The following is a 26320-nucleotide window of genomic DNA, read 5'->3' as shown; positions in this document are numbered from 1 at the left end:
GCCGGAGGCATCCGACCGAGCCGCGCGCGAAGGGTCTAGGCGTTCTGCGCCTTCTCTTCGAGCTCGAGCCATTCGACCTCGGCCGCGTCGAGCGCCGACTGGCGGTCGCTCAGCATCTCGGTGGCCTTGGCGAATTTCACAGGCTCGCGGGTGAAGAGATCGGGATCGGCGAGCAATTCGTTGATCTTGGAAATCTCGTGTTCGAGCTTTTCGATCACGCCGGGCAGCTCTTCCAGCCGGTGTTTCTCGGTAAAGCTGAGGCCGGATTTCTTCGGCGCAGCTTTCTGGGGCGCGGCGGCCTTAGCCTCTGCCTTGGGGGCGTCCTTCTTCGGCGCGGGTTTGGTCTCCGGTGCGGCCTCGGCCTTCTGCGCCTGATAATCCGACCAGCCGCCCGCATAGACAGTGGCGCGCCCGTCGCCTTCCATCGCGATGGTCGTGCTGGCGACCCGGTCGATGAAATCGCGGTCGTGGCTGACCAACAGCACCGTGCCGTCATATTCGCCCAGCAGATCCTGCAGCAGATCGAGCGTCTCCACGTCGAGATCGTTGGTCGGCTCGTCGAGAATCAGCAGGTTCGAGGGTTTGGCCATGATCCGCGCCAGCAAAAGCCGCGCGCGCTCGCCGCCCGAGAGCGCCCGGATCGGGCCGCGCGCCTGTTGCTCGTCGAAGAGGAAGTCCTTCAGGTAGCCCACGACATGTTTCGGGGTGCCGCGCACCATCACCTGATCGGAGCGCCCCTTCACCGCCATGTCCGGGTCGTTGACCAGCCCGTCCCACAGCGTCTGCTCGGGATTGAGCGTCGCGCGCGCCTGATCGAACACGGCGATCTCGAGATTCGTGCCCAGCCTCACCGCGCCCTCATCGGGTTCAACCTCGCCGGTCAGCATCTTCAGAAGCGTGGTCTTGCCGACACCGTTGGGACCGACGAAAGCCACGCGGTCCCCGCGCAGCACGCGCAGGTCGAAATCCTTCACGATCTGCTTGTCGCCATAGCGCTTGGACAGGCCTGTGGCCTCGATCACCCGCTTCCCCGATTGCTGGCCCGAGTCGAGCTCCATCGCGGCCACGCCCTGCCGCTTGATCTGACCCGCGCGTTCGGCGCGCAGCGCCTGCAGCGCGCGCACCCGGCCCTGATTGCGCTTGCGCCGCGCCGAGATGCCTTCGACCGCCCAACGCGCCTCGGCCTTGATCTTGCGATTGAGCTTGTGACGGGCGTCGTCTTCCTCCGCCCAAGCCTTTTCGCGCCATTCCTCGAAGGTCTCGAAGCCCTCTTCATTGCGGCGCACTTCTCCGCGGTCGATCCAGAGTGTGGCCCGGGTCAGCGCGCGCAGGAAGGCGCGGTCGTGCGAGATCAGCACGAAGGCCTTGCGGGTCTCCTTCAGCTGGTTTTCCAGCCAGGCGATCGCCTCGATATCGAGATGGTTCGTCGGCTCGTCGAGCAGCATCAGCTCCGGCCCCTCGGCCAGAAGCTTCGCCAGCGCCGCGCGGCGACGCTCGCCCCCCGAGGCCGTCTCGACCGGGGTCTCGGGTTTGAACTTCAGCCCCTCGGCGACCATCTCGACCTTATAGGCCTCGGCAGGGTCCAGCTCGGAGGCGGCAAAATCGCCCAAGGTCGCGAAGCCCGACAGATCGGGCTCCTGCTCCATATAGCCCACAGAAATGCCCGGCGGCACGACTCGCGTGCCCGAACCCGGCTCCACCAGCCCGGCCATCACCTTCATCAAGGTGGATTTGCCCGAGCCGTTTCGGCCCACCAGCGCGACTCGGTCGCCTTGCTGAACGGTGAGGGAGAGCCCTTCGAAAACGGGATTGCCGCCGAAGGTGAGCGAGATGTCGGAAAGCTGTAAAAGCGGTGCACGTGCCATGCTCGCGAGCTAAGCGGGCCTTGGCGAAAGGTCAATGGGCCATGCGCGACCCAGCCTTCATGGGCGCCCGCGCCCCTTCCCCTTGGAACAAATATCCCCGCCGGAGGCATCGGCCCTCTCAAGCCGCCCAGCCGCCCGGCTTATAACGCCAGCGCCCGCAAGCTGCGCCGCCGCGCCTCGGGGATCGCGGCGATCTCCAGCGCGGTGAAGACGTGACAGGTGTCGAGGTCGCGGTCGATCACCGCGTGATCAGACACCCAACCGCCCATGCCGAGATAAGAGCGCAGCAGCGGCGGCAGTGCACTGATATCGCCCGCCTCTCCCGCCAGCGCGGCAGGATAGTCCACGCGTTCGGGGGCTTTGGGACGCGGGCGCAACGCGGCGGGGCCAAGCGCGCGGGATGCGAGATGGGCAAGCCCTGCGCGATGCGTCTGCCAGTCGCTTCCCGTGAACGAGGAACATCCGACCATCAACCCGGCCCCGCTTTCCTCCGCAATCCGTGTGATCGCGGCCCAGCCCAGACGCAGCACATCCGGGTCGCGCAGCCCCGGACGGGTGCAGAAGCGGCCTAGCTCGAGGATCGGCCCGGCCCATTGGGCGAGCGGCGCGAGATCGTAGAATTGTGCGCAATAGCCCTCAGACAGCGCCGCCCCGTCCTCCAGCAGCAAAAGCCGCGCGGCAGCGGCGGGTCCGTGATCGTCGCAAATCAGGATGTGACGGCAAAGCGGGTCGAAGCGGTCTGCATCGGAAGCCCCGGCGCGAAACGCATCGGCGCGCAGGCGCAGCACCGCCTCTCGAACATCCGCGCTTGCGGCCTCGCGGACCTGATAGGCGCCTTTTGCGAAACTCAGGGACATACGACCTCGCGGGTCATGGCGGCAGCCGGCTATCGGCCGCCCCGCCGCGATCAGTTGTCGCCGAGAACCTGACCTGCATTGATACGACCGATCGAGCCCATCAGCTGACGCAGGAAGCCGATGCCCTTGACTTTGCTCTCGGTCACGCGGCGCGACAGCGTCACGACCTGACCTTTTTCAAGCCCGAAGCGTTCGACATTGGTGACGACGCCATTGTCGTTGAACGACACGGCGACGACTTCCCGGCTGATTTCCTCAGGGGCGTGCCAGGTCACGGTTTTCCAGCGCGAACCGACGTAATACCAGCCCGAGCCTTCCAGAAGCCCGGTCGAACTGGGACGCCCGATCGCGGCGGCGACATCATCACGCGTGCTCTTGCCGACCTCGATCTGAGCGAGGTCTTGGTCAATCGGCACATAGCCGTGGTTACGGTAAATCGGAGAGCAGGCGCCCGCGAAAAGCACCACGCCGAACGCGATAAACAGCATGGCCTTGCGCATCATAGAACCGATCCCCACCTGCAACCCCCTATTGCCTCTGACACTTCGGGCTTTTAGTGACGCTTACATCATGACTGCGCCGCCCTCAAGCGCTAGAGCGCGCCGATTGGGCACTCGGGCGCATGCAAAGGGTCGCAGGACAACACCGAGCGACCCAAAACAAGGAGCCGGACATGACACAGACCCCCGTCGATCCCGACCTGCCCGCCGCCCCCGAGACGATCTGGAGCGAGCCGATGCGGCTGGCCGATCTGCCCAGCCGCAAACCCACGCGCTTCGACATCGAAGCCAAGGGAGAGCGGCTCAAGGCGATTGCAGACTGGGCAGATATTCGCGGCGTCGAGGCGCTGCGTCTCAAGGGCGAGCTCGCGCCGAAGGGCCGCTCGGACTGGGAATTGCGTGCGACCCTCGAGGCCCGCGTGGTTCAGGATTGTGTGATCACCCTCGCCCCGGTCACGACCGATATTCGCGAAGAGGTGGTGCGGCGTTATCTCGCCGATATGGAGATGCCGACCTCCGAAGAGGTCGAGATGCCCGAGGATGACACCGCCGAACCGTTGCCCACGACGGTGAATCTCGGCGTGGTCGCGCTCGAGGCGATGGAGCTGGCCCTGCCGCTTTATCCGCGTGCAGCAGACGCGGAACTGGAAGGCGCGCAGGTGACCGAGCCGGGCGCCGAGCCGCTCAGCGACGAGCAGATGAAGCCATTTGCCAATCTGCGCGACTTGCTTGCCAAGGGCGAAAACGGTAAGGGCGACGCATAGTGGCAGACGCGGTTTCGCACCGCCCGAAACCGCTTGAAAAAAGGCCGGAAAAAAGGCTTGCACGGAAAAAGAATCCGAGTATGTTCCCGGCCTCATTCGACGTTTGGCTTCGCACCCCGAGAGACGCTTTCGGCCAAGTGACGAAACCACAAGGAAAATCAGGGCTGTAACGCCGCAAACACGGGCTACTGGCCCCCGAAACCCCGAGGTTGAGACATGGCTGTCCCTCAGAATAAAGTCACGCGTTCGCGCCGTAACATGCGCCGCGCCCACGACTCGCTTACCGCTGGCAACCCGGCGGAATGCCCCAGCTGCGGCGAACTCAAGCGCCCGCACCACGTCTGCCCGTCCTGCGGTCACTACGCCGACCGTGAGGTCGTCGCTCTGACCGAAGAGGTCGATCTGGACGACGACGCGGCGTAAGCCCGTCGACCCGCGCCGCACGTCATGCAAGATACGCAGGACCAGCCGCAGACGGGATCGCAGATGAAGGCCGCAGAAATGCGAGCCGCCCAGAAGGGCAAAGCGCCGGCGAATGCCGGCGCTGTCGTTCTGTCCGTCGACGCGATGGGTGGTGATCTTGGCCCCGAGGCCACGATTGCCGGCGTCGCGAAGGCGCATCGCGCTCACCCCGATCTGCATTTCATCATCCACGGCCCGCGCCCGCAGCTCGAACCGCTGATCGCCAAGCACGATCTTGGCGACTGTGTCGATCTGCGCCACGCCGAACGAACCGTCACGATGGAGGACAAGCCCGCGCAGGTTCTGCGCAACGGGCAGGACACCTCCATGTGGTCGGCCATCGAATCGGTGCGCGACAAGGAGGCCGATGTCGCGGTCTCCTGCGGGAATACCGGGGCGCTGATGCTGATCTCGATGATGCGGCTGCGCAAAATGCCGGGCGTGAACCGTCCGGCCATCGCCTCCTTCTGGCCCTCCCGGGGGCCTGCGGGCTGGAACGTCATGCTCGACATGGGCGCCGACGTGAAAGCCGATGCGGAGGATCTTCTGACTTATGCTCTGATGGGCACCTCCTACGCGCGCAACGCGCTGGGACTGGAGCGTCCGCGCATCGGTCTGCTGAATATCGGCACCGAAGAGCACAAGGGCCGCCCCGAACTCAAAGAAGCCTATGAGCTGATCAGCAACGCGCAAGAGGCGGGCCAGTTCGACTTCGCGGGATTCGTCGAGGGCAACGAGCTGGCCGGCGCACGCGCCGACGTAATCGTGACCGACGGCTTCACCGGCAATGTCGCGCTGAAGACCGGCGAGGGCACCGCGAAATTCGTGGCCGAACTCCTGCGCGAGGCGCTGACCTCTTCGGTGATGTCGAAGCTGGGCGCCCTCTTCGCGATGGGCGCGCTCAAGCGCCTGCGTCACCAGACCGATCCGCGCCGCGCCAATGGCGGCGTCTTCCTCGGCCTCAACGGCACGGTCGTGAAATCGCACGGCTCGGCGGATGCCACCAGCTTCGCCGCCGCGATCGAACTGGCCGCCCGTCTGGCACGCTCGGGCTTCGGCGCGAAGCTTGCCGCACGGGTTGCCACCACCCTTCCCTCGGGGCAGGATGAGACCAAATCCGGCGCGCCATCTGCCGCCGAGAAAAGCGAGAGCAGCCAATGACGATCAGATCCGTGGTGCGCGGCGTAGGCCATTACCTGCCCGAGCGCGTCGTCGAGAACGCCGAGTTCGAGAAAACGCTCGATACCACGGATGAATGGATTCGCGGGCGTACCGGGATCGAGCGTCGCCATATCGCCGCCGAAGGAGAATATACCTCTGATCTCGCGATCAAGGCCGCGAAAGCCGCGCTCGAAGATGCGAACATGAGCGTCGACCAGATCGACGCGATCGTCGTCGCGACCTCCACGCCCGACAGCACTTTTCCCTCCGTCGCCACGATGGTTCAGGCGGGCTTGGGCTCGACCACGGGCTTTGCCTATGACGTGCAGGCCGTCTGCGCAGGCTTCATCTTCGCGCTGACCAATGCGAACGGGCTGATCCTGTCGGGGCAGGCAGAGCGGGTGCTGGTCATTGGCGCCGAGACCTTCTCGCGGATCATGGACTGGACCGACCGCGGCACCTGTGTGCTCTTCGGCGACGGCGCGGGCGCGCTGGTCCTCGAGGCCGCCGAAGGCACCGGCACGGCGAACGATCGCGGCATCCTGTCGTCTGATCTTCATTCCGACGGGCGCTACAAGGACCTGCTCTATGTCGATGGTGGCGTCTCCACCACCGGCACGGCGGGCCATCTGCGCATGCAGGGCAACGCGGTCTTCAAACATGCCGTCACCAAACTGGCCGAAACCGCGCACAAGGCGCTCGATAAGGCCGGGCTCACCGGCGAGAACGTCGACTGGATCGTGCCGCATCAGGCGAACCTGCGCATCATCTCGGCCACGGCCGAACGGATGCAGCTGCCGATGGACCGCGTGATCGTCACGGTTCAGGACCACGGCAACACCTCCGCGGCGTCGATCCCGCTGGCCCTCTCGGTCGGCAAGCAACGCGGCCAGATCAAGGAGGGCCAGGTGCTGGTCACCGAGGCGATCGGCGGCGGTCTGGCATGGGGTTCGGTCGTCCTGCGCTGGTAAGCGCGGCCTCCCTGCATTCGTTTTACGCGATTCCCGCGCAAACGCGCGTGAGCCCGCGCATCAATCCCGTCCGCCAAGTGCTTGATATTGACTCGGGAATTACGGTCGGTCACTGTTAGCGAAACTCTTTATCCGGGGGGATAGGATGTCGAAGACCCTGACGCGCATGGATCTGAGCGAAGCGGTGTTCCGCGAAGTCGGATTGTCGCGCAATGAATCGGCGCAGCTCGTCGAAAGCGTGCTACAGCATATGTCCGACGCCCTCGTGGAGGGGGAGACGGTCAAGATCAGCTCTTTCGGCACCTTCTCGGTGCGCGAGAAAGCCAAGCGCATGGGCCGCAATCCCAAGACCGGCGATGAGGTTCCGATCTCTCCGCGTCGCGTGCTGTCCTTCCGTCCCTCGCATCTGATGAAGGACCGCGTGGCGGCGGGCAACTCGAAGTAACCCGATAGCAAATGACAGGTCCTACCGATGGGTAAATCCGCCGACGCGTTTCGGACGATCTCTGAGGTTTCAGACCTTCTCGACACGCCGACCCATGTTCTTCGGTTCTGGGAGAGCAAATTCACGCAAGTGAAACCGGTGAAGCGTGCCGGTGGGCGGCGGTATTACCGGCCTGCCGATGTGGCGCTTCTGGGCGGCATCAAGCATCTGCTGCATGACGAAGGCATGACCATCCGCGGCGTGCAGAAGCTGCTGCGCGAGGAAGGCATCCGCGAAGTGGCTGCGCGTGGCGAGGTCAGCGTCGAGGATGAGCGCGAGGCCGATGAGGCCACGCAGAGCGCCCCAGAGCCGATTGCCCCTGTTGCCGCGCCCCAGCACAGCCCGGCCCCGCAAGAGGAGCCTCACGCGCAGGACGCGCCCCCGAGCGAGCCCGAGTCGACCGAGGCAGCGCCGGAAGAGATCGCTCCGCAGGAGGAAGCCCCGCAAGAGGCGGCCTCTCTCGAGGACAGCGCGCAGGATACAGCTCAAGACGTGTCCCAGACCGAGGCGCTTCCTGAGCGCCCCGAGGAACTGCTCGATCTCAGCCCCACCGAGGACGCCCCCGTCGAGGCCCATCAGGGTGGCTCGGTGACCCCCTTCCCTGCCCCGTCGCAGCCTTCCTTCTTCGACGAGTCGGAGACCGCCTCCAGCGAATCCCCGGAAGAAGACGCGTGGGATGAAGACGCAGAGGCCCCGATGGCGCTCGATGTCGAACCCGAACCGGAGCCGATGGCCCCTGTCGTGGCGATGACGATCGATCGTGGTCCGCAGGAACGCGCCGCGAAAATCGCTGCACGGGCCGATCTCGCACGGCTGTTACATGGGCTGCGCACGCTCGATCCGGCGCGGCTGAGCCCCGCCGATCGCGGCGATCTGCGCATGTTGCGCCTGCGTGCGCAGGCCCTTCAGGTGCGGCTCGCACAGCATGGCTCCGCGCAGGCGGAATGAGTGATCTTAACCCCGGACGAATTGGCGTGAAATTTCTCTCACTAACTGCTTGCACCCGCCGCCCGGTTCGCACTATATCCCCCTCGTCGGGCTGTGGCGCAGCCTGGTTAGCGCGTCCGTCTGGGGGACGGAAGGTCGTGAGTTCGAATCTCGCCAGCCCGACCAATTCGACAAACGCCCACCTCTTCATCGGGGTGGGCGTTCGTGTATCCGGAGGAGGGATCGGATGACCATCGGCGTGCTGCCTGACACGATGCTGCAAGACATGATCACGCGCGGTGAGATCGCCGCCGAGCCAGCCATCATCCCCGAACAGATCCAACCTGCGAGCCTCGACCTGCGGCTTGGCACCGTGGCCTATCGGCTGCGCGCCTCGTTCCTCGCGGGCAAGGGGCAGAAGGTCGCCCACCGCCTGCATGACTTCGAGATGCACCGCATGGCGCTGACCGATGACGGCGTGGTGCTGGAAAAGGGCTGCGTCTATCTCGTGCCGCTGATGGAGACCCTCGCGCTGCCCGAGGGCGTCACGGCGGTCGCCAATGCCAAAAGCTCCACCGGGCGGCTCGATCTGCTCACGCGCCTGATTACCGATGACGGCACCGAGTTCGACCGAATCCCCGAGGGCTATAACGGCCCGCTTTATGCAGAGATCTGCCCGCGCAGCTTCTCGGTGCTGGTGCGGCCGGGAATGCGACTCAACCAGATCCGCTTCCGCGCCGGTCAGGCGGTGCTCAGCGATGCCGAGCTGAAGATCCTGCACCAGCAGGAGCCGCTTGTGGACGGCCCCGCCGTGATCGACGAGGGCCTGGGCTTCTCGGTCGATCTGAAGCCCGCCGAGGGCGATCTGGTGGGCTACCGCGCCAAACCCCATACCGGGGTGATCGACATCGACAAGATCGGCCATTACCCGGCCCGCGATTTCTGGGAAGAGGTCCGCGCCTCAGATGGCCGCATCATCCTCGACCCCGGCGCATTCTATATCCTCGTCAGCCGCGAGGCCGTGACGATCCCGCCCGATCACGCCGCCGAAATGGCGCCCTATCTGGCGATGGTCGGCGAATTCCGCGTCCATTACGCAGGCTTCTTCGATCCCGGCTTCGGACATGGCGCTGCTGGCGGCACCGGCTCGCGCGGGGTGCTGGAGGTGCGCTGCCACGAGGCCCCCTTCGCGCTCGAGCATGGGCAGGTCGTTGGCCGTCTCGTCTACGAGCGCATGGCCGAGGAGCCGCGCCAGCTCTACGGCAAGGACATCGCCTCGAACTATCAGGGACAGGGCCTGAAGCTCGCCAAACATTTCCGGATGGGGTGAGCCGGGACACGCGTACTTACAGTGGAAGGACGCCCCGGCGAACGCCCGAAGCGCAAGCGAAGGGCCGGGGAAAGCTCTGAACTGGCGAGACGTGAGGTCTTTGTTACCGCCCGGGGCGACCAGCCCTGGGCAGCGCCCGACCTCCCCCCGGGAGGGCGCTATTGCACCGCCACTGCGCGCACAGATGTCTCAAGGATACGTCTAGATAAATCACAGACCGCATAAGTTGCTCGCGCCCACCCGAGGTCGGGCGCAGCCCTATGCGCCCTCAGGCGGGCACCACCGCCCTACCCCGCCTGCTGCGTCACATCATACCCGTAGATCCAGTCGAACCGCCCCACCAGCCGCTCCGGCGTGAACCGCGAGGCAGCACGCAATGCGAGATGACCAAAGGTGCGCGGAGCCCCTGACAGGTGATAGTTCCGCGCGTTCTTGTTCGCCGCCGTCACGATCTGATCGCAGCGATCCCAGCGCGCGTTCTGATAGGCGGCGAAGGCCACGTCGTCGGTCTCGTAATTGGCAAGCGCCTCGGCCAGAACCCAGGCATCCTCCATCGCCATCACGGCTCCCTGCGCGAGGAAAGGCAGCGTCGGATGCGCGGCATCACCCAGAATCGCGACACCGGGCGCGAACCAGCGCTCGGCCACCGGATGACGGAACAGCCCCCAGAGGTTCACCTTCTCGACTTGATCGAGCCAACCGCGCACGGTCGGACAAAAATCCTCGAAGGCGGTCCTCAGATTGATCGGATCGTCTTCGAGCGCCCAGCTTTCCTCGACCCAGCGATGCCGCTCCTCGACGGCCACGACATTGCGCAGCCCCCGGCCCAGCGGATAGCTCACCAAATGCTTGCCCGCGCCCATGAAGACCTGTGCGATCTTCGGCTCGGAATCGTCGCACGGCACCAGCGCGCGCCACGCCACCTGATGGGTGAAGAAGGGCGCCACCCGCCCGTTGAGCGCCTCGCGCGTCTTGGAATTGAGCCCGTCCGCGCCGATCAGCAGGTCGGTTTCGATCTCGGCGCCCTGCTTGGTGTGCAGCACCGGATGCGGCCCGGACAGGTCCACCCGCTCGATCTGTTGCAACAGGCGGATTTTTACCCCCGCCTCACGCGCCCCATCGGCCAGCAACTCGATCAGCCGGGCGCGATGGACGAAATGGTAATCCGCATCGGGGCGCAGCCGCGCCATGTCGAGCTTGGCGACCTGGCTCCCGGTCTCTCCATCGACGAGCCGCACCGCCTCGGCGCGCGGCCCGGCAGCCTCCAGCGCCTTACCCAGCCCCAGAGCGCGCAGCACCGCCGCCCCGTTGGGCGAGACCTGCAGCCCGGCGCCGACTTCGCGTATCGCCTCGGCCTGTTCGAGCACCTCGACATCCGCGCCGCGCATCGCCAGAGCCCGCGCCACGGTCAGCCCCGCGATCCCCGCACCCAGAACCGTAACCTTGCGCCCGATCAGCATGGGACCTCCTTCAAATGCGAACACCGGCACCTTGGCGGTGCCGGTGTCGAATTGTTTTGCGCGCCTTCCCGCCCGAAGGCAACGCGCGTTTTGTGCATCACCACACGCAGTGCGCGCGGGCGATCAGTCGTCGCGATGCACCCGTTCGCGGCGCTCGTGCTTTTCCTGCGCTTCCAGCGTCATAGTCGCGATCGGACGCGCATCGAGACGCTTGAGCGAGATCGGCTCCCCGGTCTTCTCGCAATAGCCGTATTCGCCATTGTCGATCCGACGCAGCGCCGAGTCGATCTTGCTGACCAGCTTGCGCTGACGGTCGCGGGTACGCAGTTCCAGCGCACGATCGGTTTCCTCGGAGGCGCGATCGGCGATATCGGGCACGTTGCGCGCGGATTCCGCGAGACCTTCGAGCGTTTCAGCGGATTGTTCGAGAAGTTCGGCCTTCCACGCCAGAAGCTTTCTGCGGAAATACTCCAGCTGCCGGTCATTCATGAAGGGTTCATTCTCGGCCGGACGATAATCATCCGGAAGGAATACTTCAGCTCTCATACCTGCCCTCTCATACGTGCCGGGGGCGTCACCATGATCGTCATTCGCCATCGGCCAACTCTCCTCGGGCGAGGCAATACCCCAAGAACACAGTGTTGTCACGTCCGCATTCGCCCGGACTGCGTGTTTCCTCATCAATTCTTACGCCCGGGTTGCGGCAGCATTTTGGCGCAGATAGGTTGCAAACGATTTGCGCAAGATCATTGCGCAGCGATCTCGAAACCGGAGCGTGTTCCCCGTGCAATTTCAATCGACCGACAGCTATGTCGCCCCGCCCGATCTGACCGTCGCGGTCAACGCCGCCGTGGCGCTGGAGCGCCCTCTTCTGGTGAAGGGCGAGCCGGGCACCGGCAAGACGGAACTGGCGCGGCAGGTGGCGCAGAGCCTCGGGATGGAGATGGTCGAGTGGAACATCAAATCCACCACCAAGGCACAGCAGGGGCTTTACGAATATGACGCCGTCAGCCGGCTGCGCGACAGCCAACTGGGCGACGAGCGCGTCAACGACGTGAAGAACTACATCCGCAAGGGCAAGCTCTGGCAGGCGTTCGAGGCGGGCAAGAAAGTCGTGCTGCTGATCGACGAGGTCGACAAGGCCGATATCGAGTTCCCGAACGACCTCCTGCAGGAACTCGACAAGATGGAGTTCCACGTCTACGAGACCGGCGAGACGATCCGGGCCAAACACCGCCCCGTCGTCATCATCACCTCGAATAACGAGAAGGAACTGCCCGACGCCTTCCTGCGCCGCTGCTTCTTCCACTACATTCGCTTCCCCGAGCCGGAGGTGATGCGCGAAATCGTCGCCGTCCACTTCCCCGACATCAAGGACCGTCTGCTGACCGAGGCGCTGAGCCAGTTCTACGAGATCCGCGAGACCCCGGGCCTGAAGAAGAAACCCTCGACGAGCGAAGTGCTCGACTGGCTGAAACTTCTGCTGGCCGAGGACCTGAACCCCGAAGACCTCAAACGCGAAGGCGCGAGCCTGCTGCCGAAACTGCACGGCGCTCTTCTGAAGAACGAGCAGGATGTGCATTTGTTCGAGCGGCTGGCCTTCATGGCGCGACGTCAGGGGCGGTGAGTCCGGATTGAGCCCCTACCTCCGGGTCTGGACTTTATAGCGTAACAATCATGCATCTCGGGGCCGCGTGGTCGCGCGACCTTGCGTGGCCTATTGCGCTTGATGGGCTTCCCTCTTAAGAAGCCGGTAGGTGCCGGGCACCTGCCGCCTGCGGACGCGAGTCACGGTGAAGCCCGGAACAAGACGACATCTCACCCTCGAAGCATTTCGCAGGTGGGCAATGCAGGCTCCCTCCCGATCCGAAATGCCTCTCCGGAGGAGTGAGCCATGTCCGCTGGACCTGCATCTACTGCAATTGAAAACCGTCTCCTGACACAGCCCGTCGGACGATTGTTCGTGTCGAACGCCCTGCCCATGGCGGTGGTCATGTCGATGGGTGGGCTGCTCAACGTCATAGACGGGATCTTCGTAGGGCGCTTCGTCGGCGCCCAGGCCCTGGCCTCGGTCAGCCTGGCCTTTCCGGTCGTCATGCTGCTCACGGCACTGACGACTTTGGCCGGTGGCGGCATGTCGAGCTTGCTCGCCCGCCATCTGGGCGCAGGTGCCCGCACACAGGCTGGAGCCGTCTTCGCAGGTGCCCACGGGCTGGCCCTCGCCATCAGCGCGGCGCTGATCGCAGGTGCTTTGTCGGTGGGGCCTGTCATCATCTCCGCACTCGCAGCCGGAAACGCGGCGGTCGCAGGTGGGGCGCAGAGCTATCTGTTGATCCTGATCCTGGGCACGCCAATCCAGTTCGCTTTGGGTCTGCACGCCGATGCCCTGCGCAACGAGGGACGTGCAGGGCAGATCGCCATGCTCTCGGTGCTCGTGAATCTCCTGAACATCGGCGCGAACTACATCGCGATCGTGCTGTTTGGATTGGGGGTGGCGGGCTCTGCAATCGGCACCGTGGGCGCGCAGACTCTCGGCCTCGCGCTGTTGCTGATCCTACGGGAACGCGATCGCGGCCTGTTGCCCCTTGGGGCACTCCGCCGCCACAGCTGGCTGTCGGGGTGGCTGCAGATCTTCTCACTCGGGCTCCCTTTGTGCCTGACCTTCATTGGGATGGCCTTGGTTTCAAGCGTGGTTCTCCTCGTCGTCGGCACCACCGCCACGAACCATGCGACCTTTATCGCGGCCTACGGCGTGGTGACACGCATTCTCGGACTGGCCTTCCTGCCACAGATGGCGATCGCGCTGAGCACTCAGAGCATCACCGGCAACAACGCGGGCGCGGGCCGGCTGGATCGGGCGGGCGCAGCCTTGCGGCTTGCCATGGGAAGCGCGTTCCTGTGGTGTCTTGGTGTGACGCTCACCGGAGCCTTTCTGGGCAAGCCTTTGGGCGCGATGTTCTCGAACGACCGGGAGGTCGTCTCGGCAGTTGCCGCAATCCTGAGGCCGATGACGGCCCTCTACGTCGTCAGCGGCCCCATCCTCGTCCTCGCCCTGCATTTTCAAGCGATGGGGTATCCGCTCCGGACCGCGGCACTCACCCTGACCAAGCCGTGGCTGCTGACGCCCGCGCTGCTGCTTGTCCTGAATGCAGTGGCGGGGATCGACGGCCTGTGGTTCGCCTTCCCCATCGCCGATGCCGCGCTCTTTGCGCTGGCCTTGATCCTTGTCGTCCGAAACCGCCTCACTGTGCCCATCTCCGCAACGCCGCACGCGAAGGAAGCCGCATGACAAAAGCATCCCTCGACACCGTCAAGACGCAGGCCAAGACACTGCGTCAGGCCTTGCAGGCCCAGGGTATGACCGTCAGTCATGCCCAGGCTCTCGAACTCGTCGCCCGGCAACATGGGGCGCGGGACTGGAACACGCTTCACGCCCGTCTCAGTCAACGCAATGCACCACCGGAACTTGCCCTGGGCGACCGGGTGACCGGACACTACCTCGGACAAGCCTTTAGCGGAAAGATCGTCGCCCTTTCGGGTCCCGCCGCGCATCGCCGGGTCGAAATCGCGCTGGATGAGCCGATTGACACGGTGCGGTTCGACAGCTTCTCGAATTGGCGGTCCCGCATTCGTGGCACTCTGCGCGAAGATGGGTGCAGCCACAGCAGAACGTCGGATGGCACACCCCATCTTACCTTGGAGAAAGCGCCGTCCTGATCTCACATTTCCTTTGAGCGGTAGCCCTGTGCCGGACCTCTTCGGGAGGTTCGGCTTTCGCGGCGAATGGCTACTTTGTCCGCAAAGCTGCCGCGTCGCGAGCTGCCGGAGCCCCTCACATGCGCCGCGTGATCCGCGCCGCCTTCCTTGCCCGCTTCACCGCGTCGCGCGCGGTCTGGGCCTGCTTGCGCTCCTGCGCCGTCATCGGGCCCTGAGCTTTGCCCTTGCCGTCCCGCTTCGAGGCCATGCCGACGCCCTTGTTGATCCCCCAGTTGATCCCGCGGCGCAGGAACATCCGGATGACCATGTTGATAATCTGGTTGAAGTTCATCGGATATCCCCCTGTCAATCCTCGAACAATTCGGATTGGCCGGTCTGGGCCTCGTCCTCCTCGCCCTCCTCGTCGTCATCCGAACCTGCACCCGGAAGGGGGCGCGAGTCCAGCAGACCGGCGGCGCGCAGCTCCTTGAGGCCCGGCAGGTCGCGGGCGCTCTCGAGGCTGAACTGGTCGAGGAATTCCTGCGTCACGACGAAGGTGACGGGACGGCCCGGCGTCATCCGGCGGCGGCCGAAGCGGATCCATTCCATCTCCAGCAACTGGTCGATCGTGCCGCGCGAGACGGCGACGCCGCGGATCTCTTCGATCTCCGCGCGGGTGACCGGTTGGTGATAGGCGATGATCGCGAGCGTCTCGACGGCGGCGCGGGACAGCTTGCGCTCCTCCACCGTCTCTTTCTGCATCAGGAAGGCGAGATCGGGCGCAGTGCGCACCGCCCAGGCGTCGCCGACCTTCACCACCCGCACGCCACGCCCCTCGTAGCGCTTGCGCAGATGCACGAGCGCCTCGGCGGGGTCGCAGCCATGCGGCATCCGCTCTTCCATCTCGCGGATGCGGACGGGTTCGGCAGAGGCGAAGAGGATCGCTTCGACCATCCGCTCCTGCTCGGCGATAGGTGGCGCCGCGAAAAGGGTTTCTTCTTTTTCTTCAGTCTGTTCCGGTTCGTCGCTCATGTCTTCTTCCGGATCGAAATGGGTTGGAACGTATCGCTCTGGCGCAGCTCGATCTGGCCCTGCTTGGCCATCTCCAGCGAGGCCGCGAAGGTCGCGGCGGTGGCCGAGCGTCGGCGTTTGGGATCGGCGGTCCAGCCGTCGGGGAGGAAGGTGGTCAGCTCCGACCAGCCGCCCGCGAAACCGATCAGCCCGCGCATCCGGTCCAGCGCCTCCTCCATCGTGAAAACATTGGTGCGATCGAACGCGTAGGGGCGGAACTCATCGCGCGTGCGGATGCGCGCATAGGCCTGCATCAGGTCCATCAGCGAGGCCGAATAGGTGACCTTGCGGACGCGCTCGACCTCTTCCGAGATGCCGCGCGCGAAGGTGTCGCGCCCCAGTCGGTCGCGCGCCATCAGCTGCGCCGCCGCCTCGCGCATCGCCTGCAGGCGTTCCAGCTGGAAGGCGAGGTGTTCTGCCAGATCTTCCGCCGAGGGGCCTTCGGCCTCCGGGTCGGGCGGCAGCAGAAGCCGCGATTTCAGGAAGGCGAGCCACGCCGCCATCACGAGGTAATCGGCGGCCAACTCGATACGCAGCGCCTTGGCGCGGTCAACGAAGGCCAGATATTGCTCGGCCAGTTGCAGCACGGAGATCTTGCGCAGATCGACTTTCTGGCTGCGCGAAAGCGTCAGAAGAAGGTCGAGCGGGCCTTCGAACCCGTCGACATCGACGATCAGCGCCTCGGCCTGAAGCCGATCCGCTACCGTTTGCGAGTCGAACAGATTTTCGGTGTCACTCATCCATGCCGCCGCTCAAGAGTGCCTCAAGTTCGGCATCGAGCGCGGCCATGTCAACTGTCTCGGGCGGCAAGCGCCGGTCCAGCGCGGCCTCGGCGCGCGCCTTTGCCGCCTCGCTCATCGCCGGAGCGGCCATCGCCACCTCTTCCATCGCGGGCATGTCGCCCTTGCAATGGAGCACCAGATCGCAGCCCGCCGCCAGCGCGGCAGCTGTGCGTGTCCCGAAGCCACCCGCCAGCGCCTCCATCCCGATATCGTCGCTCATCAGCAGCCCACCGAAGCCGATCTCTTCGCGGATCATCTTGATGATCTTCGCGCTCTGCGTCGCGGGGGCGTCATCGAGCGCGGTGAAACGGATATGCGCAGTCATGCCCAGCGGCAGATCGGAGAGCGCCTTGAAGGGTGCGAAATCGCTCGCGATCAGATCGGCCTTGGAGGCCTCGACCACGGGCAGGTCCTTGTGGCTGTCTGAGATCGCACGGCCGTGGCCCGGAATATGCTTGATGACTGGAAGCACGCCGCCCGCCAGCAGCCCGTCGGCGGTGGCGCGGGCATTGGCGATCACGGTGGCCGCATCCTTGCCCAGACAACGGTTTTGCAGGAACGGATGGGTCAGAAGCCCCGCGATATCGCAGGTGGGCGCGCAGTTCACGTCGATGCCGACCGCACGCAGTTCCTCGGCCATGATCCGCGATCGCAGCCAGAACGAGCGCGGCGCCTGCGCCCCTGCCCGCTTCGCCTGTTCCAGCGGCGGCAGCCATTCGCGCCATTGCGGACCGCGCAGCCGCTGCACCCGTCCGCCTTCCTGATCGATCAGCACCGGCGCATCGCGCCCCACGGCCCCGCGCAGCGCATCGGTCAGCCGTGCGACCTGCTCAGGCGTGTCGATATTGCGCGAGAACAGGATGAAGCCCCACGGGTCGGCCTCGCGGAAGAAATCGCGTTCACGCGCGGAGAGCTCGGTCCCCTCGCAGCCGAAGATCGCGGCGACGCCCATCAGCGCGCCTGCGTCGGGATGCAGTTCTGCCGCTCGGCCACGAGGGCGGCGCAGAACTGGCGCGCTTCGGTCACGTCGTCAAAGCCCGCGACGCGGAGGCGATAGAAATCGCGCCCACCGGAGCTGGCCTTCTGAACCACGCGCTTCTTGCCGGACATCAGCGCGTCGAAGCGCTTGGCGATGCGGTCCCATTCGCCCTTGGCCGCGGCCTCAGTGTCGAAGGCGCCAAGCTGCACGAGGCGCGTGCCTGCGGACAGTTCCGACGGATCGAGATCGACGACACCTTTCTCGGCCTGTCCCGCCGACATCTGCTTCGTCACCGCCTGCTCCAGCGCCGCCGCCAGAAGCTGATCGCGCATCGGCTTGGCCTGCGGGCGCGGCGAGCGCGAGACGCCCGGCACTGAGGCCGGGATCACGCCGCTGACCGCTTCGCTTTCAGGCGCGGCCTCCTGCGCGACCGCGTCGGGGCGCGTCTCGGGCATGGCCGGACTCATCAGCGCGGGCTTGACGGGAATGTCGGGCGCGTCCTTCACCTGAGAGGGATCGGCATTGAGCGCGGCAGGCTCGAGCGCGGCGATCGCGGCCTCTACGGCCGGATTGGACGCAGCGTCGGCCTCAGCGCCTGCCACCTTGGCCTCTGCCGCCAGCTCGCCCATCGGCTTGTCGTCGTCGGTGAAGCCTTCCGGGCTGGGCGCGAGCGTCACTTTCTCGGGCGCAGGCGCCGCCTGCCCCGTGCCAGCGACGTCGTTCACGGCCAGACCGGTATGGCGCGCAAGTTCGCCGCCCGGGTCCTCGGGCGCGATCCGGGCCGGCCCGTCCATCGCGCGGATCACCGGCACGCCGTTGAGGTCGCGCATCGCCAGCTTGTAGCCCCAGACCACCAGACCCGCGATCATCGCGACCGATGTCAGCGCGCCGGCCACATTGACCCAGCGCGACACGACGCGTGGCGCACGTTCAGGAGCGGGATCTTCGGGATGCGCGTAATGGGGCTGCGGGTGTTCATGCCCGTAACCCCCACTCTCGCGGTAGTCGTAGGTCGTCATGCTCGTCGCCTCGCCGCCGGTTGCCCGGCCTTGCCCGGTTGACCCGGAATTTGCCTGTTCCCGGCGGCGTGCGTTTATCGCATCTCTTCAGCCGGGGTCACGCCAAGAATACCAAGACCGGCGGAAATGACAACGGCGCTGGCACGGGCAAGGGCGATTTTCGCCGCCGATGCGGCCTCATTGCCATCCTGCAGGAAGCGCAGGGCCGGCTCGTCATTGCCACGGTTCCACAGGCTGTGCAGGTCCGAGGCAAGATCGTAGAGGTAGAAAGCCACCCGGTGCGGCTCGTTCGCACGCGCCGCGATCTCCAGAAGACGCGGCCATTCGGCGATCTTCTTGACCAGTTCCAGCTCGGACGGATGCCAGTCGCCGGACAGGTCGACCTCGGCCAGACGTGCGTCGGACATGTCCCAGCCAGCCTCCGCCGCCTTGCGCAGCACCGAGCAGACCCGGGCATGGGCATATTGCACGTAGAAGACCGGGTTGTCCTTGGACTGCTCCAGCACCTTGTCGAAATCGAAATCCAGCGGCGCGTCGTTCTTGCGGGTGAGCATGTGGAAACGGGTCACATCGGCGCCCGCCTGCTCCACCACGTCGCGCAGCGTGACAAACGTGCCCGCGCGTTTCGACATCTTGAAGGGCTCGCCATTCTTGAACAGCTTCACCAGCTGGATCAGCTTGATGTCGAGCGTCACCTTGCGATCCGACAGCGCAGCCACGGCCGCCTTCATCCGCTTCACATAGCCGCCATGGTCGGCGCCGAAGACGTCGATCAGCAGGTCGTAACCGCGGTCGATCTTGGTCCAGTGATAGGCGATATCGGGCGCGAAATAAGTCCACGAGCCATCCGACTTCTTCACCGGACGGTCCACGTCATCGCCATATTCGGTCGAGCGGAACAGCGTCTGCTCGCGCTCCTCCCAATCCTCGGGCAGCTTGCCCTTCGGCGGGTCGAGCACGCCCTCGTAGATCAGGCCCAGATCCTCGAGCCGCTTGAGCGCGGCCTCGATCTGGCCGGTGCCGTAGAGCGACTTCTCGGAGGAGAACACATCCATCTTCACGCCGAGACAGGCGAGATCCCCACGGATCATCTCCATCATCTGCTCGGTCGCGAATTCGCGGATATCTTCGAGCCAGTCTTCCTCGGGCTTGTCGAGCAGGCTCTCGCCATACTTCGCCTTGATCGCCTCGCCGACCGGGATCAGGTAATCGCCCGGGTAAAGCCCCTCGCGAATTTCCGGCTCGAGGCCACAGGCTTCGCGATAGCGCTCATAGGCGGAGCGGGCGAGCACATCGACCTGCGCGCCACCATCGTTGATGTAATATTCCCGCGTGACGTCGTAGCCCGCGAAGTCCAGCAGGCTCGCCAGCGCATCGCCGAAGACCGCGCCGCGCGTATGGCCCACATGCATCGGGCCGGTGGGGTTCGCGGAGACATATTCCACGTTGACCTTCACGCCCTTGCCCAGATCGGAACGCCCGTAATCCGCGCCCTCTTTCAGCACGGCGTGGGTCACATCCGCCCAGACCTTGGGATCGAGGCGCAGGTTGATGAAGCCGGGACCGGCCACATCGGCGCTGACGATCCGGTCATCTGCGGCCAGCTTGCCCGCCAGCGTCTCGGCGATGTCGCGCGGCTTCGATTTGGCGGGCTTGGCCAGCACCATCGCGGCGTTGGTCGCCATGTCGCCATGCAGCGGATCGCGCGGCGGCTCCACCGCGACGTTTGCGTAGTCCAGCCCCTCGGGCAGCGCGCCCTCGGAAACCATCTGATCGAGTGCCGCAATCACCGCGGCGCGGATGTCGGAAAACAGGTGCATTCTCATTGTCCTTATTTGCGCTCTCCCCTGCCAGAGCGCGCCGGGCGCGTCAATGGCCCGAGCGGGAGCAGAGACGACGCGGGCGGCCCGGCATCGCCTGCCGGACCGCCCGAAATCGAACCTTGCGAGAGGATCAGTCTTCGGCGGTGAAGCCCGCAGCCTCGATCCCGGCCACGGCCACTTTCGCATCATTGTCCGAGGTGTCGCCGGTGACGCCCATCGCGCCGATCACCGCCCCGCTCTCGTCGCGGATCAGCACGCCGCCGGGCACCGGGCAGGTCTTGCCGTCATAGATGCCGTTCACCGCGGCCATGAAATAGGCCTGCGCCTCAGCCCGCGCCATCTGCGCCTTGCCGCCCATGCCCAGCATCACCGCACCGTAAGCCTTGGCGCGCGCGATCTCGAACCGGCCCGGCGCGGCGCCATCGGCGCGCGCGAAAGCCAGCGGGTGGCCGCCCGCATCCAGCACGATCGCCGAGAGCGGTTTCAGCCCATCTTCCACACCTTGCGCCAGCGCGGTGTCGATCATCTTCTGCGCTTGTTCGAGCGTGATCATGCGCGTTCCTCCTTCACTTGCAGGCGACGCTGATGCAGCACCGGTTCCGTATAACCCGAGGGCTGGACCGTGCCCAGGAAGCACAGATCGCACGCCGCCTGGAAGGCGAATCCGTCATAACCGGGCGCCATCGGGCGGTAGTTCGGGTCGCCCTCGTTCTGGCGGTCGACGACCTTGGCCATCTTGCGCAGCGCCTCCATCACCTGACCCTCGCTGACCAGCCCATGCTCGAGCCAGTTCGCGATCGCCTGGCTGGAAATCCGGCAGGTTGCGCGGTCTTCCATCAGGCCGACGTCGTGGATGTCGGGCACCTTCGAGCAGCCCACCCCCTGATCGACCCAGCGCACGACATAGCCGAGGATGCCTTGCGCGTTGTTCTCGATCTCGGTGCGGATTTCCTCTTCCGAGTAGTTCTTGCCCCGTGCGAGCGGGATCGTCAGCAGATCGTCGAGCCGCGCCGGGCGGTTCATCGCGGCGATCTCCTGCTGGCGGCGCTTCACATCGACCTTGTGGTAATGCGTGGCATGCAGCGTGGCCGCCGTCGGCGACGGCACCCAGGCGCAGTTCGCGCCCGCCAGCGGGTGATTGACCTTGGCCTCGAGCATATCGGCCATCCGGTCGGGCATCGCCCACATGCCTTTGCCGATCTGCGCCTTGCCCGCCAGCCCGCAGGCCAGCCCGATATCGACGTTGCGATCCTCATAGGCTTCGATCCACGGCTGGCCCTTCATCTCGCCCTTGGCGAGCATCGGACCGGCCTGCATCGAGGTGTAGATTTCGTCGCCCGTGCGATCGAGGAAGCCCGTGTTGATGAAGGCCACGCGGTTCTTCGCGGCGCGGATGCATTCCTTGAGATTGACCGAGGTGCGGCGCTCCTCGTCCATGATGCCCAGCTTCACGGTGTAGCGCGGCAGGCCCAGAACCTCTTCGACCTTGTCGAAGATCTCGGTCGCGAAGGCGACCTCTTCGGGGCCGTGCATCTTCGGCTTCACCACATAGACTGAGCCGGTGACCGAGTTGCGCGGGCCTTCGGTCTTCTTGAGGTCATGCATCGCACAAAGCGTGGTGACCATCGCGTCCATCAGCCCCTCGAATGCCTCTTCGCCGTCGCGGGTCAGGATCGCGGGCGTGGTCATCAGGTGGCCGACATTGCGCACCAGCATCAGCGAGCGGCCCTTCAGCGTGATCTTCTCGCCACCGCCGCCGGTGAACTGGTAATCGCCTTCAAGCCGCCGGACCGTCTTCTCGCCGTTCTTCACGACGTTTTCGCGCAGATCGCCTTTCATCAGGCCCAGCCAGTTGCCATAGGCCTGAACCTTGTCCTCGGCATCGACACAGGCGACCGAGTCCTCGCAATCCATGATCGTGCTGATCGCGGCCTCGAGGATGACATCGGCGATATCGGCAGGATCGGCCTGACCGACCTCGGTCGTCGGGTCGATCTCGATCACGAGATGCAGACCGTTATTTTCCAGCAGAACTTCGGACAGCGCGCCCTCGTCGGAGATGTTGAACCCGAGGAACTGCGCCGGATCGGCCAGCCCGGTTTCGCCCACCGCGTTCTCCACGAAGAAGACGCCGTTCTCGACACGCAGCGCGGTCACGCCGGTCCAGCTGCCGCCTGCAAGCGGCACTGCCTCGTCGAGAAATGCCTTCGCACGCTCGATCACGCGGGCGCCACGTTCGGGGTCATAGCCCTTGCGCTGCGGCAGATCGCCAAGCGCATCCGTGCCGTAAAGCGCATCGTAAAGGCTGCCCCAGCGCGCATTCGCCGCGTTGAGCGCATAGCGCGCATTGGTGATCGGCACGACGAGCTGCGGACCGCAGACGGTGGCGAATTCGGGATCGGTTTCCGGCGTCTCGATCTTGAAGTCGTCGCCTTCGGGCAGGAGGTAGCCGATCTCTTTCAGGAAGGATTTATAGTCTTCGAAATCAAAGCCTTCGGCGCGGTGATGCGCGTGCCAGTCGTCGAGCTTGGACTGGATCGCCTCGCGCGTCTCCAGCAGCGCTCGGTTCTTCTGGCCCTGCGTATGCAGCAGGTCCGACAGCCCCTCCCAGAAGCGCTCCGGCGCGACGCCGGTTCCCGGCAAAGCCTGATCCTCGATGAAGGCGGCCAGTTCGACCGCCACCTGCAGTTCGTTACGTGCGACCCGCTGTGCCATTGTGCCCTCCCGGTTTTCTTAGACGCGTACTAGATGAAACCGCTGAGCGTGAATGTCCAGCGGATTGCCTGTCGCGGGCGGGAAGACGCTAAGACGGTGAAAGGGCGTAAAAAGGCCAGCGGCTCACGGAAACGGGAGCGATGCAGCCGCGCGCGACCCGTCCGAGCTCACTGCTGGATCGGGTCGGCCTCCGTCGCGTCGCCATTGCTTTCAACAGTGCCGACGCCGGTCGTCTCGGGCGCTTGCGTGGTCGACAGGCCAGCCCCGTCCAGCGGCTTCGCCGGCGGCTCCGAACGCACGACACCCTCGGTCTCCGGCGCGGGCTGCGTCGTGACCTCGGCCTGACTTGCATCGCTTGCCGCGGGCTCCGAGGTATCTGTGGCCATCGCGATCCAGACCAGGATCACCGCCACGCCCAGCACCGCGACGATCGCGATGCCGATCAGGGCGGGGGCGTGTCTTTTCTTCTGGGTCTTCACATTGGTGTCGGGTGTGGACATCGGATGTCCTCCTTCCATCTTTCCAAATTCCATGTCGGGGCGGTCGCGACCTAGCGCCAAGCCGCCCCGTTCACCTCAGGTAACGCAACCCACCCGCTTCAGGTTCGTCCGGCCTGCCACGCGTCTCTCAGAGCGGTCCGCGAAACCGCTTTGAAAACCCCGAGCGGGCCAGATACTGTTCCGCCAGCTGCGGGACTGCGACGCCAAGACCGGGTCGCGCCCGCCAAACATCAGAGGCGCGGCTCACGCAAAGGCGAACTTGCTTTCGCACGGGCGCGCGCCACCTGAAATAACCCGAAGTTAATTAGGAATATCGTTAGAATGTCCGCTGAACTGACGGCTGCCGACGCCCCTGCCAAGCGCCTGAGCGACTACCGCCCCTACCCCTTCACCCTCGAGACCGTGCGGCTTGATTTCACGCTCGACCCGGACGCGACCGAAGTGCGCGCGGGTCTTTCCTTCTCGCCCCGGCAAGAGGCGGCCGCGCTGGAACTCGATGGCGAAGATCTGGAGCTTGTCTCGGTCGCAGTGGACGGGCGCGCGCTGACGCCTGACGACTACGAACTGACAAAGACGGGCCTGACGATCCCGGCGCATGTTCTGCCGTCTCAGCCCTTCACGCTGGAGACCGTCACCCGGATCGCGCCGTCGAAGAATACCGCGCTGGAAGGGCTGTATATGTCCAACGGCATGTATTGCACGCAATGCGAGGCTGAGGGCTTCCGCAAGATCACATTCTACCCGGACCGCCCCGACGTGATGGCGCGCTTCCACGTCACGATCACCGGCGACCAGCCGGTGCTGCTGGCGAATGGCGATCTCGTCGAGAGCCGCGACGGCTATGCCGAATGGGTCGATCCGTGGCCCAAGCCCGCCTATCTCTTCGCGCTGGTCGCAGGCGATCTGCGCGCGCATTCGGGCACATTCACCACGATGTCCGGCCGCGAGGTCGCGACGAATATCTGGGTCCGTCCGGGCGACGAGGACCGCTGCGACTTCGCGCTGCAGGCGCTCCACCGTTCGATGCGCTGGGATGAAGAGGCTTACGGGCGCGAATACGACTTGGATATTTTCAACATCGTCGCCGTCGATGACTTCAATATGGGCGCGATGGAGAACAAGGGGTTGAACATTTTCAACTCCAAATGGGTTCTCGCCTCGCCCGAGACCGCGACCGATGCCGATTACGAACGCATCGAGGGCATCATCGCGCATGAGTATTTCCACAACTGGACCGGCAACCGGATCACCTGCCGCGACTGGTTCCAGCTGTGCCTGAAAGAGGGGCTGACGGTCTATCGCGACCAACAGTTCACCGGCGACATGCGCGGCCATGCGACGAAGCGGATCGACGACGTCCTCTCGCTGCGCGGGCGGCAATTCCGCGAGGATCGCGGCCCGCTCTCGCACCCGCCGCGCCCCGATCATTACCGCGAGATCAACAACTTCTACACCGCGACCGTCTATGAGAAAGGCGCCGAGATCGTGGGGATGCTGCATCGCTTGCTTGGGCAAGAGGGCTATCGCGCCGCGCTCGACCTCTATTTCGAGCGCCATGACGGGCAGGCCTGCACGATCGAAGACTGGCTGAAGGTCTTCGAGGACAGCTCGGGCCGCGATCTGAGTCAGTTCAAGCGCTGGTATACCGATGCGGGCACGCCGACCCTGCGGGTGCGCGACAGCTTCAAGGACGGCACATATACGCTTGAATTCGAACAGGAAACGCGCCCCACGCCCGGCCAGCCGGAGAAACTTCCCCGCCACATTCCGATCGAGGTCGGCCTTCTGTCCGAGAATGGCGACGAGGTCGTGCCCTCCACTGTTCTGGAGATGACCGAGGCGAAACAGAGCTTCACCTTCGACGGGCTCGCGACGCGCCCGGTGCCCTCGATCCTGCGCGACTTTTCCGCCCCCGTGCGGCTAGAGCGCGACGCCGACACGTCCGAGCTGGCCTTCCTGCTGACCCACGACCGCGACCCGTTCAACCGCTGGGAAGCCGGCCGCGCGCTGGCCCAGAAAGTGCTGATCGGGCGGGTGCTGGGACAGGAAACCGACACGTCCTTCTCCGATGCGATCGGGGCGCTGCTGCGCGACGAGACCGCCGATCCCGCCTTCCGTGCGCTGTGCCTGAACCTGCCCTCCGAGGACAGCATCGCGCAGGCGCTCTACGATCAGGGCGAGACGCCCGATCCGGCGGCGATCTACGCGGCACGCGAAGGGCTCGCCCGCGATCTGGCGACTGCGCATAAGACGCTTCTGGCCGAAATCTTCACCAGCACCGAAGCGACAGGCCCCTATAGCTCCGATCCCGAGCAGGCCGGTCCGCGCGCGCTGCGCCTTGCGGTCCTGCGACTCCTGAACCGCATCGACGGCGGGGCACGGGCGGGGGCGCTTTTCGCCTCGGCGGAGAACATGACCGAAAGCCTCGGCGCGCTCGCAGCTCTGGTGCAGACCGGGCAGGACGCCGCCGCCATGGCCGAATTCCGCGAGCGCTGGCAGGGCGACCGGCTGGTGATGGACAAGTGGTTCCTCGTCCAGCTTGCCAGTTGCCCGCCAGAGACGGCGCTGGAGCGCGCCGAGGCGCTGACCGGCGATCCGCTCTTCACATGGAAGACGCCGAACCGCTTCCGGGCATTGATGGCGGGGCTGTCGGGCAATCACGCGGGCTTCCACCGCGCGGACGGGGCGAGCTATCGCTTCTATGCCGACTGGCTGCTCAAGCTCGATCCGGTCAATCCGCAGGTCGCAGCGCGCATGTCCACCGCTTTCGAGACGTGGACTCGGTATGACGCAGGCCGGCGCGACAAGATGCGCAGCGAGTTGGAACGGATCGACGCCCAGCCAGGCCTCAGCCGCGACTTGTCGGAGATGACGCAGCGTCTGTTGAGCTGATTTCCGCTCAGCGCCCGCAGGCGCGCCCATCTCACCACGGATTGGCCGTATTTTCGGCCCAT

At 65.3% G+C, this 26320-nt stretch carries 25 protein-coding genes and 1 tRNA gene; 12 read left to right on the top strand and 14 right to left on the bottom strand.

Annotation, left to right across the window (positions count from 1 at the left end; all coding sequences use genetic code 11):
* Positions 1 to 35: 35 nt before the first annotated feature.
* The 3 genes from BMI86_RS19135 to bamE all read right to left on the bottom strand — a co-directional run bounded on the left by BMI86_RS19135 (position 36) and on the right by bamE (position 3240).
* Positions 36 to 1865 (bottom strand): ATP-binding cassette domain-containing protein, encoded by a 1830-nt coding sequence (locus BMI86_RS19135; protein ID WP_078542753.1) that lies wholly within the window; start codon positions 1863 to 1865, stop codon positions 36 to 38.
* Positions 1866 to 2005: 140 nt separating this feature from the next.
* Positions 2006 to 2722, bottom strand: a complete 717-nt coding sequence (locus tag BMI86_RS19130; protein ID WP_078542752.1) for a GNAT family N-acyltransferase — start codon at positions 2720 to 2722, stop codon at positions 2006 to 2008.
* A gap of 50 nt (positions 2723 to 2772) precedes the next feature.
* The gene (gene bamE / locus BMI86_RS19125) at positions 2773 to 3240 is read right to left on the bottom strand and encodes an outer membrane protein assembly factor BamE (protein WP_347430820.1); all 468 of its coding nucleotides are present in this window, start codon (positions 3238 to 3240) and stop codon (positions 2773 to 2775) included.
* A 155-nt stretch (positions 3241 to 3395) separates the two neighbouring features.
* Between bamE and BMI86_RS19120 the strand changes: the two genes are divergently transcribed.
* The 8 genes from BMI86_RS19120 to BMI86_RS19085 all read left to right on the top strand — a co-directional run bounded on the left by BMI86_RS19120 (position 3396) and on the right by BMI86_RS19085 (position 9321).
* Complete coding sequence (locus tag BMI86_RS19120; RefSeq protein WP_078542751.1) at positions 3396 to 3986, top strand: DUF177 domain-containing protein; 591 nt, start codon at positions 3396 to 3398, stop codon at positions 3984 to 3986.
* Between the two features lie 216 nt (positions 3987 to 4202).
* Complete coding sequence (rpmF, locus tag BMI86_RS19115) at positions 4203 to 4409, top strand: 50S ribosomal protein L32 (RefSeq protein ID WP_078522810.1); 207 nt, start codon at positions 4203 to 4205, stop codon at positions 4407 to 4409.
* A 78-nt stretch (positions 4410 to 4487) separates the two neighbouring features.
* The gene (gene plsX / locus BMI86_RS19110; protein WP_078542777.1) at positions 4488 to 5609 is read left to right on the top strand and encodes a phosphate acyltransferase PlsX; all 1122 of its coding nucleotides are present in this window, start codon (positions 4488 to 4490) and stop codon (positions 5607 to 5609) included.
* Complete coding sequence (locus BMI86_RS19105; RefSeq protein ID WP_078542750.1) at positions 5606 to 6580, top strand: beta-ketoacyl-ACP synthase III; 975 nt, start codon at positions 5606 to 5608, stop codon at positions 6578 to 6580. The genes plsX and BMI86_RS19105 overlap by 4 nt, the downstream gene beginning before the upstream one ends.
* A gap of 145 nt (positions 6581 to 6725) precedes the next feature.
* Complete coding sequence (gene ihfA, locus BMI86_RS19100) at positions 6726 to 7025, top strand: integration host factor subunit alpha (RefSeq protein ID WP_078542749.1); 300 nt, start codon at positions 6726 to 6728, stop codon at positions 7023 to 7025.
* Positions 7026 to 7052: 27 nt separating this feature from the next.
* On the top strand, positions 7053 to 8012 hold the full coding sequence (locus tag BMI86_RS19095) for a MerR family transcriptional regulator (protein WP_078542748.1): 960 nt from the start codon (positions 7053 to 7055) through the stop codon (positions 8010 to 8012).
* An 87-nt stretch (positions 8013 to 8099) separates the two neighbouring features.
* Positions 8100 to 8177, top strand: a tRNA-Pro gene (locus BMI86_RS19090).
* A 61-nt stretch (positions 8178 to 8238) separates the two neighbouring features.
* Complete coding sequence (locus BMI86_RS19085) at positions 8239 to 9321, top strand: 2'-deoxycytidine 5'-triphosphate deaminase (RefSeq protein WP_078542747.1); 1083 nt, start codon at positions 8239 to 8241, stop codon at positions 9319 to 9321.
* Between the two features lie 287 nt (positions 9322 to 9608).
* Here BMI86_RS19085 and BMI86_RS19080 read toward each other — a convergent pair whose 3' ends face one another.
* Entirely contained in the window at positions 9609 to 10781 is a 1173-nt protein-coding gene (locus BMI86_RS19080) for an FAD-dependent monooxygenase (protein WP_078542746.1), read from the bottom strand.
* Positions 10782 to 10904: 123 nt separating this feature from the next.
* On the bottom strand, positions 10905 to 11327 hold the full coding sequence (dksA, locus tag BMI86_RS19075) for an RNA polymerase-binding protein DksA (protein WP_078522815.1): 423 nt from the start codon (positions 11325 to 11327) through the stop codon (positions 10905 to 10907).
* 238 nt (positions 11328 to 11565) lie between these two features.
* Between dksA and BMI86_RS19070 the strand changes: the two genes are divergently transcribed.
* The 3 genes from BMI86_RS19070 (at position 11566) to BMI86_RS19060 (ending at position 14498) form a co-directional block, all read left to right on the top strand.
* On the top strand, positions 11566 to 12408 hold the full coding sequence (locus BMI86_RS19070) for a MoxR family ATPase (RefSeq protein ID WP_078542776.1): 843 nt from the start codon (positions 11566 to 11568) through the stop codon (positions 12406 to 12408).
* Between the two features lie 336 nt (positions 12409 to 12744).
* Positions 12745 to 14070: an MATE family efflux transporter gene (locus BMI86_RS19065; protein ID WP_246831771.1), complete on the top strand. Its 1326-nt coding sequence runs from the start codon at positions 12745 to 12747 to the stop codon at positions 14068 to 14070.
* On the top strand, positions 14067 to 14498 hold the full coding sequence (locus tag BMI86_RS19060; protein ID WP_078542744.1) for a glyoxalase superfamily protein: 432 nt from the start codon (positions 14067 to 14069) through the stop codon (positions 14496 to 14498). Before BMI86_RS19065 ends, BMI86_RS19060 begins: the two co-directional genes overlap by 4 nt.
* Positions 14499 to 14613: 115 nt before the next feature.
* On the opposite strand, the gene BMI86_RS19055 is transcribed toward BMI86_RS19060, so the two are convergent.
* From BMI86_RS19055 to BMI86_RS19015, 9 genes are all read right to left on the bottom strand, one after another.
* Positions 14614 to 14829, bottom strand: coding sequence for a hypothetical protein (locus BMI86_RS19055; protein ID WP_078542743.1), 216 nt, complete (start codon positions 14827 to 14829; stop codon positions 14614 to 14616).
* Between the two features lie 14 nt (positions 14830 to 14843).
* The gene (scpB, locus tag BMI86_RS19050) at positions 14844 to 15509 is read right to left on the bottom strand and encodes an SMC-Scp complex subunit ScpB (protein WP_078542742.1); all 666 of its coding nucleotides are present in this window, start codon (positions 15507 to 15509) and stop codon (positions 14844 to 14846) included.
* On the bottom strand, positions 15506 to 16288 hold the full coding sequence (locus BMI86_RS19045; RefSeq protein ID WP_078522820.1) for a ScpA family protein: 783 nt from the start codon (positions 16286 to 16288) through the stop codon (positions 15506 to 15508). The genes scpB and BMI86_RS19045 overlap by 4 nt, the downstream gene beginning before the upstream one ends.
* Positions 16281 to 17282 carry a beta-N-acetylhexosaminidase gene (nagZ, locus tag BMI86_RS19040; RefSeq protein WP_078542741.1) on the bottom strand — a complete coding sequence of 334 codons (1002 nt, stop codon included), beginning with the start codon at positions 17280 to 17282 and terminating at the stop codon, positions 16281 to 16283. Before nagZ ends, BMI86_RS19045 begins: the two co-directional genes overlap by 8 nt.
* The gene (locus BMI86_RS19035) at positions 17282 to 18328 is read right to left on the bottom strand and encodes an SPOR domain-containing protein (protein WP_078542740.1); all 1047 of its coding nucleotides are present in this window, start codon (positions 18326 to 18328) and stop codon (positions 17282 to 17284) included. Before BMI86_RS19035 ends, nagZ begins: the two co-directional genes overlap by 1 nt.
* A gap of 74 nt (positions 18329 to 18402) precedes the next feature.
* Positions 18403 to 20148, bottom strand: coding sequence for an arginine--tRNA ligase (argS, locus tag BMI86_RS19030; protein WP_078542739.1), 1746 nt, complete (start codon positions 20146 to 20148; stop codon positions 18403 to 18405).
* A 133-nt stretch (positions 20149 to 20281) separates the two neighbouring features.
* Positions 20282 to 20704: a heme-binding protein gene (locus tag BMI86_RS19025; protein WP_078542738.1), complete on the bottom strand. Its 423-nt coding sequence runs from the start codon at positions 20702 to 20704 to the stop codon at positions 20282 to 20284.
* Entirely contained in the window at positions 20701 to 22866 is a 2166-nt protein-coding gene (locus BMI86_RS19020; RefSeq protein WP_078542737.1) for a malate synthase G, read from the bottom strand. The genes BMI86_RS19025 and BMI86_RS19020 overlap by 4 nt, the downstream gene beginning before the upstream one ends.
* Before the next feature lie 167 nt (positions 22867 to 23033).
* Entirely contained in the window at positions 23034 to 23366 is a 333-nt protein-coding gene (locus tag BMI86_RS19015) for a hypothetical protein (protein WP_078542736.1), read from the bottom strand.
* A 321-nt stretch (positions 23367 to 23687) separates the two neighbouring features.
* Here BMI86_RS19015 and pepN point away from each other — a divergent pair, with 321 nt between their 5' ends.
* Positions 23688 to 26258: an aminopeptidase N gene (pepN, locus tag BMI86_RS19010; protein WP_078542735.1), complete on the top strand. Its 2571-nt coding sequence runs from the start codon at positions 23688 to 23690 to the stop codon at positions 26256 to 26258.
* Positions 26259 to 26320 lie beyond the last annotated feature (62 nt).

Source organism: Thioclava sp. DLFJ5-1 (assembly GCF_002020115.1).
Classification (GTDB): domain Bacteria; phylum Pseudomonadota; class Alphaproteobacteria; order Rhodobacterales; family Rhodobacteraceae; genus Thioclava; species Thioclava sediminum.
This window is presented reverse-complemented; position numbering and strand designations above follow the sequence as displayed.

What these genes read in the sequence shown, in the direction of transcription:
- BMI86_RS19135 (WP_078542753.1), bottom strand. Translation starts at nt 1,865, where the DNA reads ATGGCACGTGCACCGCTTTTACAGCTTTCCGACATCTCGCTCACCTTC.
- BMI86_RS19130 (WP_078542752.1), bottom strand. Translation starts at nt 2,722, where the DNA reads ATGTCCCTGAGTTTCGCAAAAGGCGCCTATCAGGTCCGCGAGGCCGCA.
- BMI86_RS19120 (WP_078542751.1), top strand. Translation starts at nt 3,396, where the DNA reads ATGACACAGACCCCCGTCGATCCCGACCTGCCCGCCGCCCCCGAGACG.
- rpmF (WP_078522810.1), top strand. Translation starts at nt 4,203, where the DNA reads ATGGCTGTCCCTCAGAATAAAGTCACGCGTTCGCGCCGTAACATGCGC.
- plsX (WP_078542777.1), top strand. Translation starts at nt 4,488, where the DNA reads ATGCGAGCCGCCCAGAAGGGCAAAGCGCCGGCGAATGCCGGCGCTGTC.
- BMI86_RS19105 (WP_078542750.1), top strand. Translation starts at nt 5,606, where the DNA reads ATGACGATCAGATCCGTGGTGCGCGGCGTAGGCCATTACCTGCCCGAG.
- ihfA (WP_078542749.1), top strand. Translation starts at nt 6,726, where the DNA reads ATGTCGAAGACCCTGACGCGCATGGATCTGAGCGAAGCGGTGTTCCGC.
- BMI86_RS19095 (WP_078542748.1), top strand. Translation starts at nt 7,053, where the DNA reads ATGGGTAAATCCGCCGACGCGTTTCGGACGATCTCTGAGGTTTCAGAC.
- BMI86_RS19085 (WP_078542747.1), top strand. Translation starts at nt 8,239, where the DNA reads ATGACCATCGGCGTGCTGCCTGACACGATGCTGCAAGACATGATCACG.
- BMI86_RS19080 (WP_078542746.1), bottom strand. Translation starts at nt 10,781, where the DNA reads ATGCTGATCGGGCGCAAGGTTACGGTTCTGGGTGCGGGGATCGCGGGG.
- dksA (WP_078522815.1), bottom strand. Translation starts at nt 11,327, where the DNA reads ATGAGAGCTGAAGTATTCCTTCCGGATGATTATCGTCCGGCCGAGAAT.
- BMI86_RS19060 (WP_078542744.1), top strand. Translation starts at nt 14,067, where the DNA reads ATGACAAAAGCATCCCTCGACACCGTCAAGACGCAGGCCAAGACACTG.
- BMI86_RS19055 (WP_078542743.1), bottom strand. Translation starts at nt 14,829, where the DNA reads ATGAACTTCAACCAGATTATCAACATGGTCATCCGGATGTTCCTGCGC.
- scpB (WP_078542742.1), bottom strand. Translation starts at nt 15,509, where the DNA reads ATGAGCGACGAACCGGAACAGACTGAAGAAAAAGAAGAAACCCTTTTC.
- BMI86_RS19045 (WP_078522820.1), bottom strand. Translation starts at nt 16,288, where the DNA reads ATGAGTGACACCGAAAATCTGTTCGACTCGCAAACGGTAGCGGATCGG.
- nagZ (WP_078542741.1), bottom strand. Translation starts at nt 17,282, where the DNA reads ATGGGCGTCGCCGCGATCTTCGGCTGCGAGGGGACCGAGCTCTCCGCG.
- BMI86_RS19035 (WP_078542740.1), bottom strand. Translation starts at nt 18,328, where the DNA reads ATGACGACCTACGACTACCGCGAGAGTGGGGGTTACGGGCATGAACAC.
- argS (WP_078542739.1), bottom strand. Translation starts at nt 20,148, where the DNA reads ATGCACCTGTTTTCCGACATCCGCGCCGCGGTGATTGCGGCACTCGAT.
- BMI86_RS19025 (WP_078542738.1), bottom strand. Translation starts at nt 20,704, where the DNA reads ATGATCACGCTCGAACAAGCGCAGAAGATGATCGACACCGCGCTGGCG.
- BMI86_RS19020 (WP_078542737.1), bottom strand. Translation starts at nt 22,866, where the DNA reads ATGGCACAGCGGGTCGCACGTAACGAACTGCAGGTGGCGGTCGAACTG.
- BMI86_RS19015 (WP_078542736.1), bottom strand. Translation starts at nt 23,366, where the DNA reads ATGTCCACACCCGACACCAATGTGAAGACCCAGAAGAAAAGACACGCC.
- pepN (WP_078542735.1), top strand. Translation starts at nt 23,688, where the DNA reads ATGTCCGCTGAACTGACGGCTGCCGACGCCCCTGCCAAGCGCCTGAGC.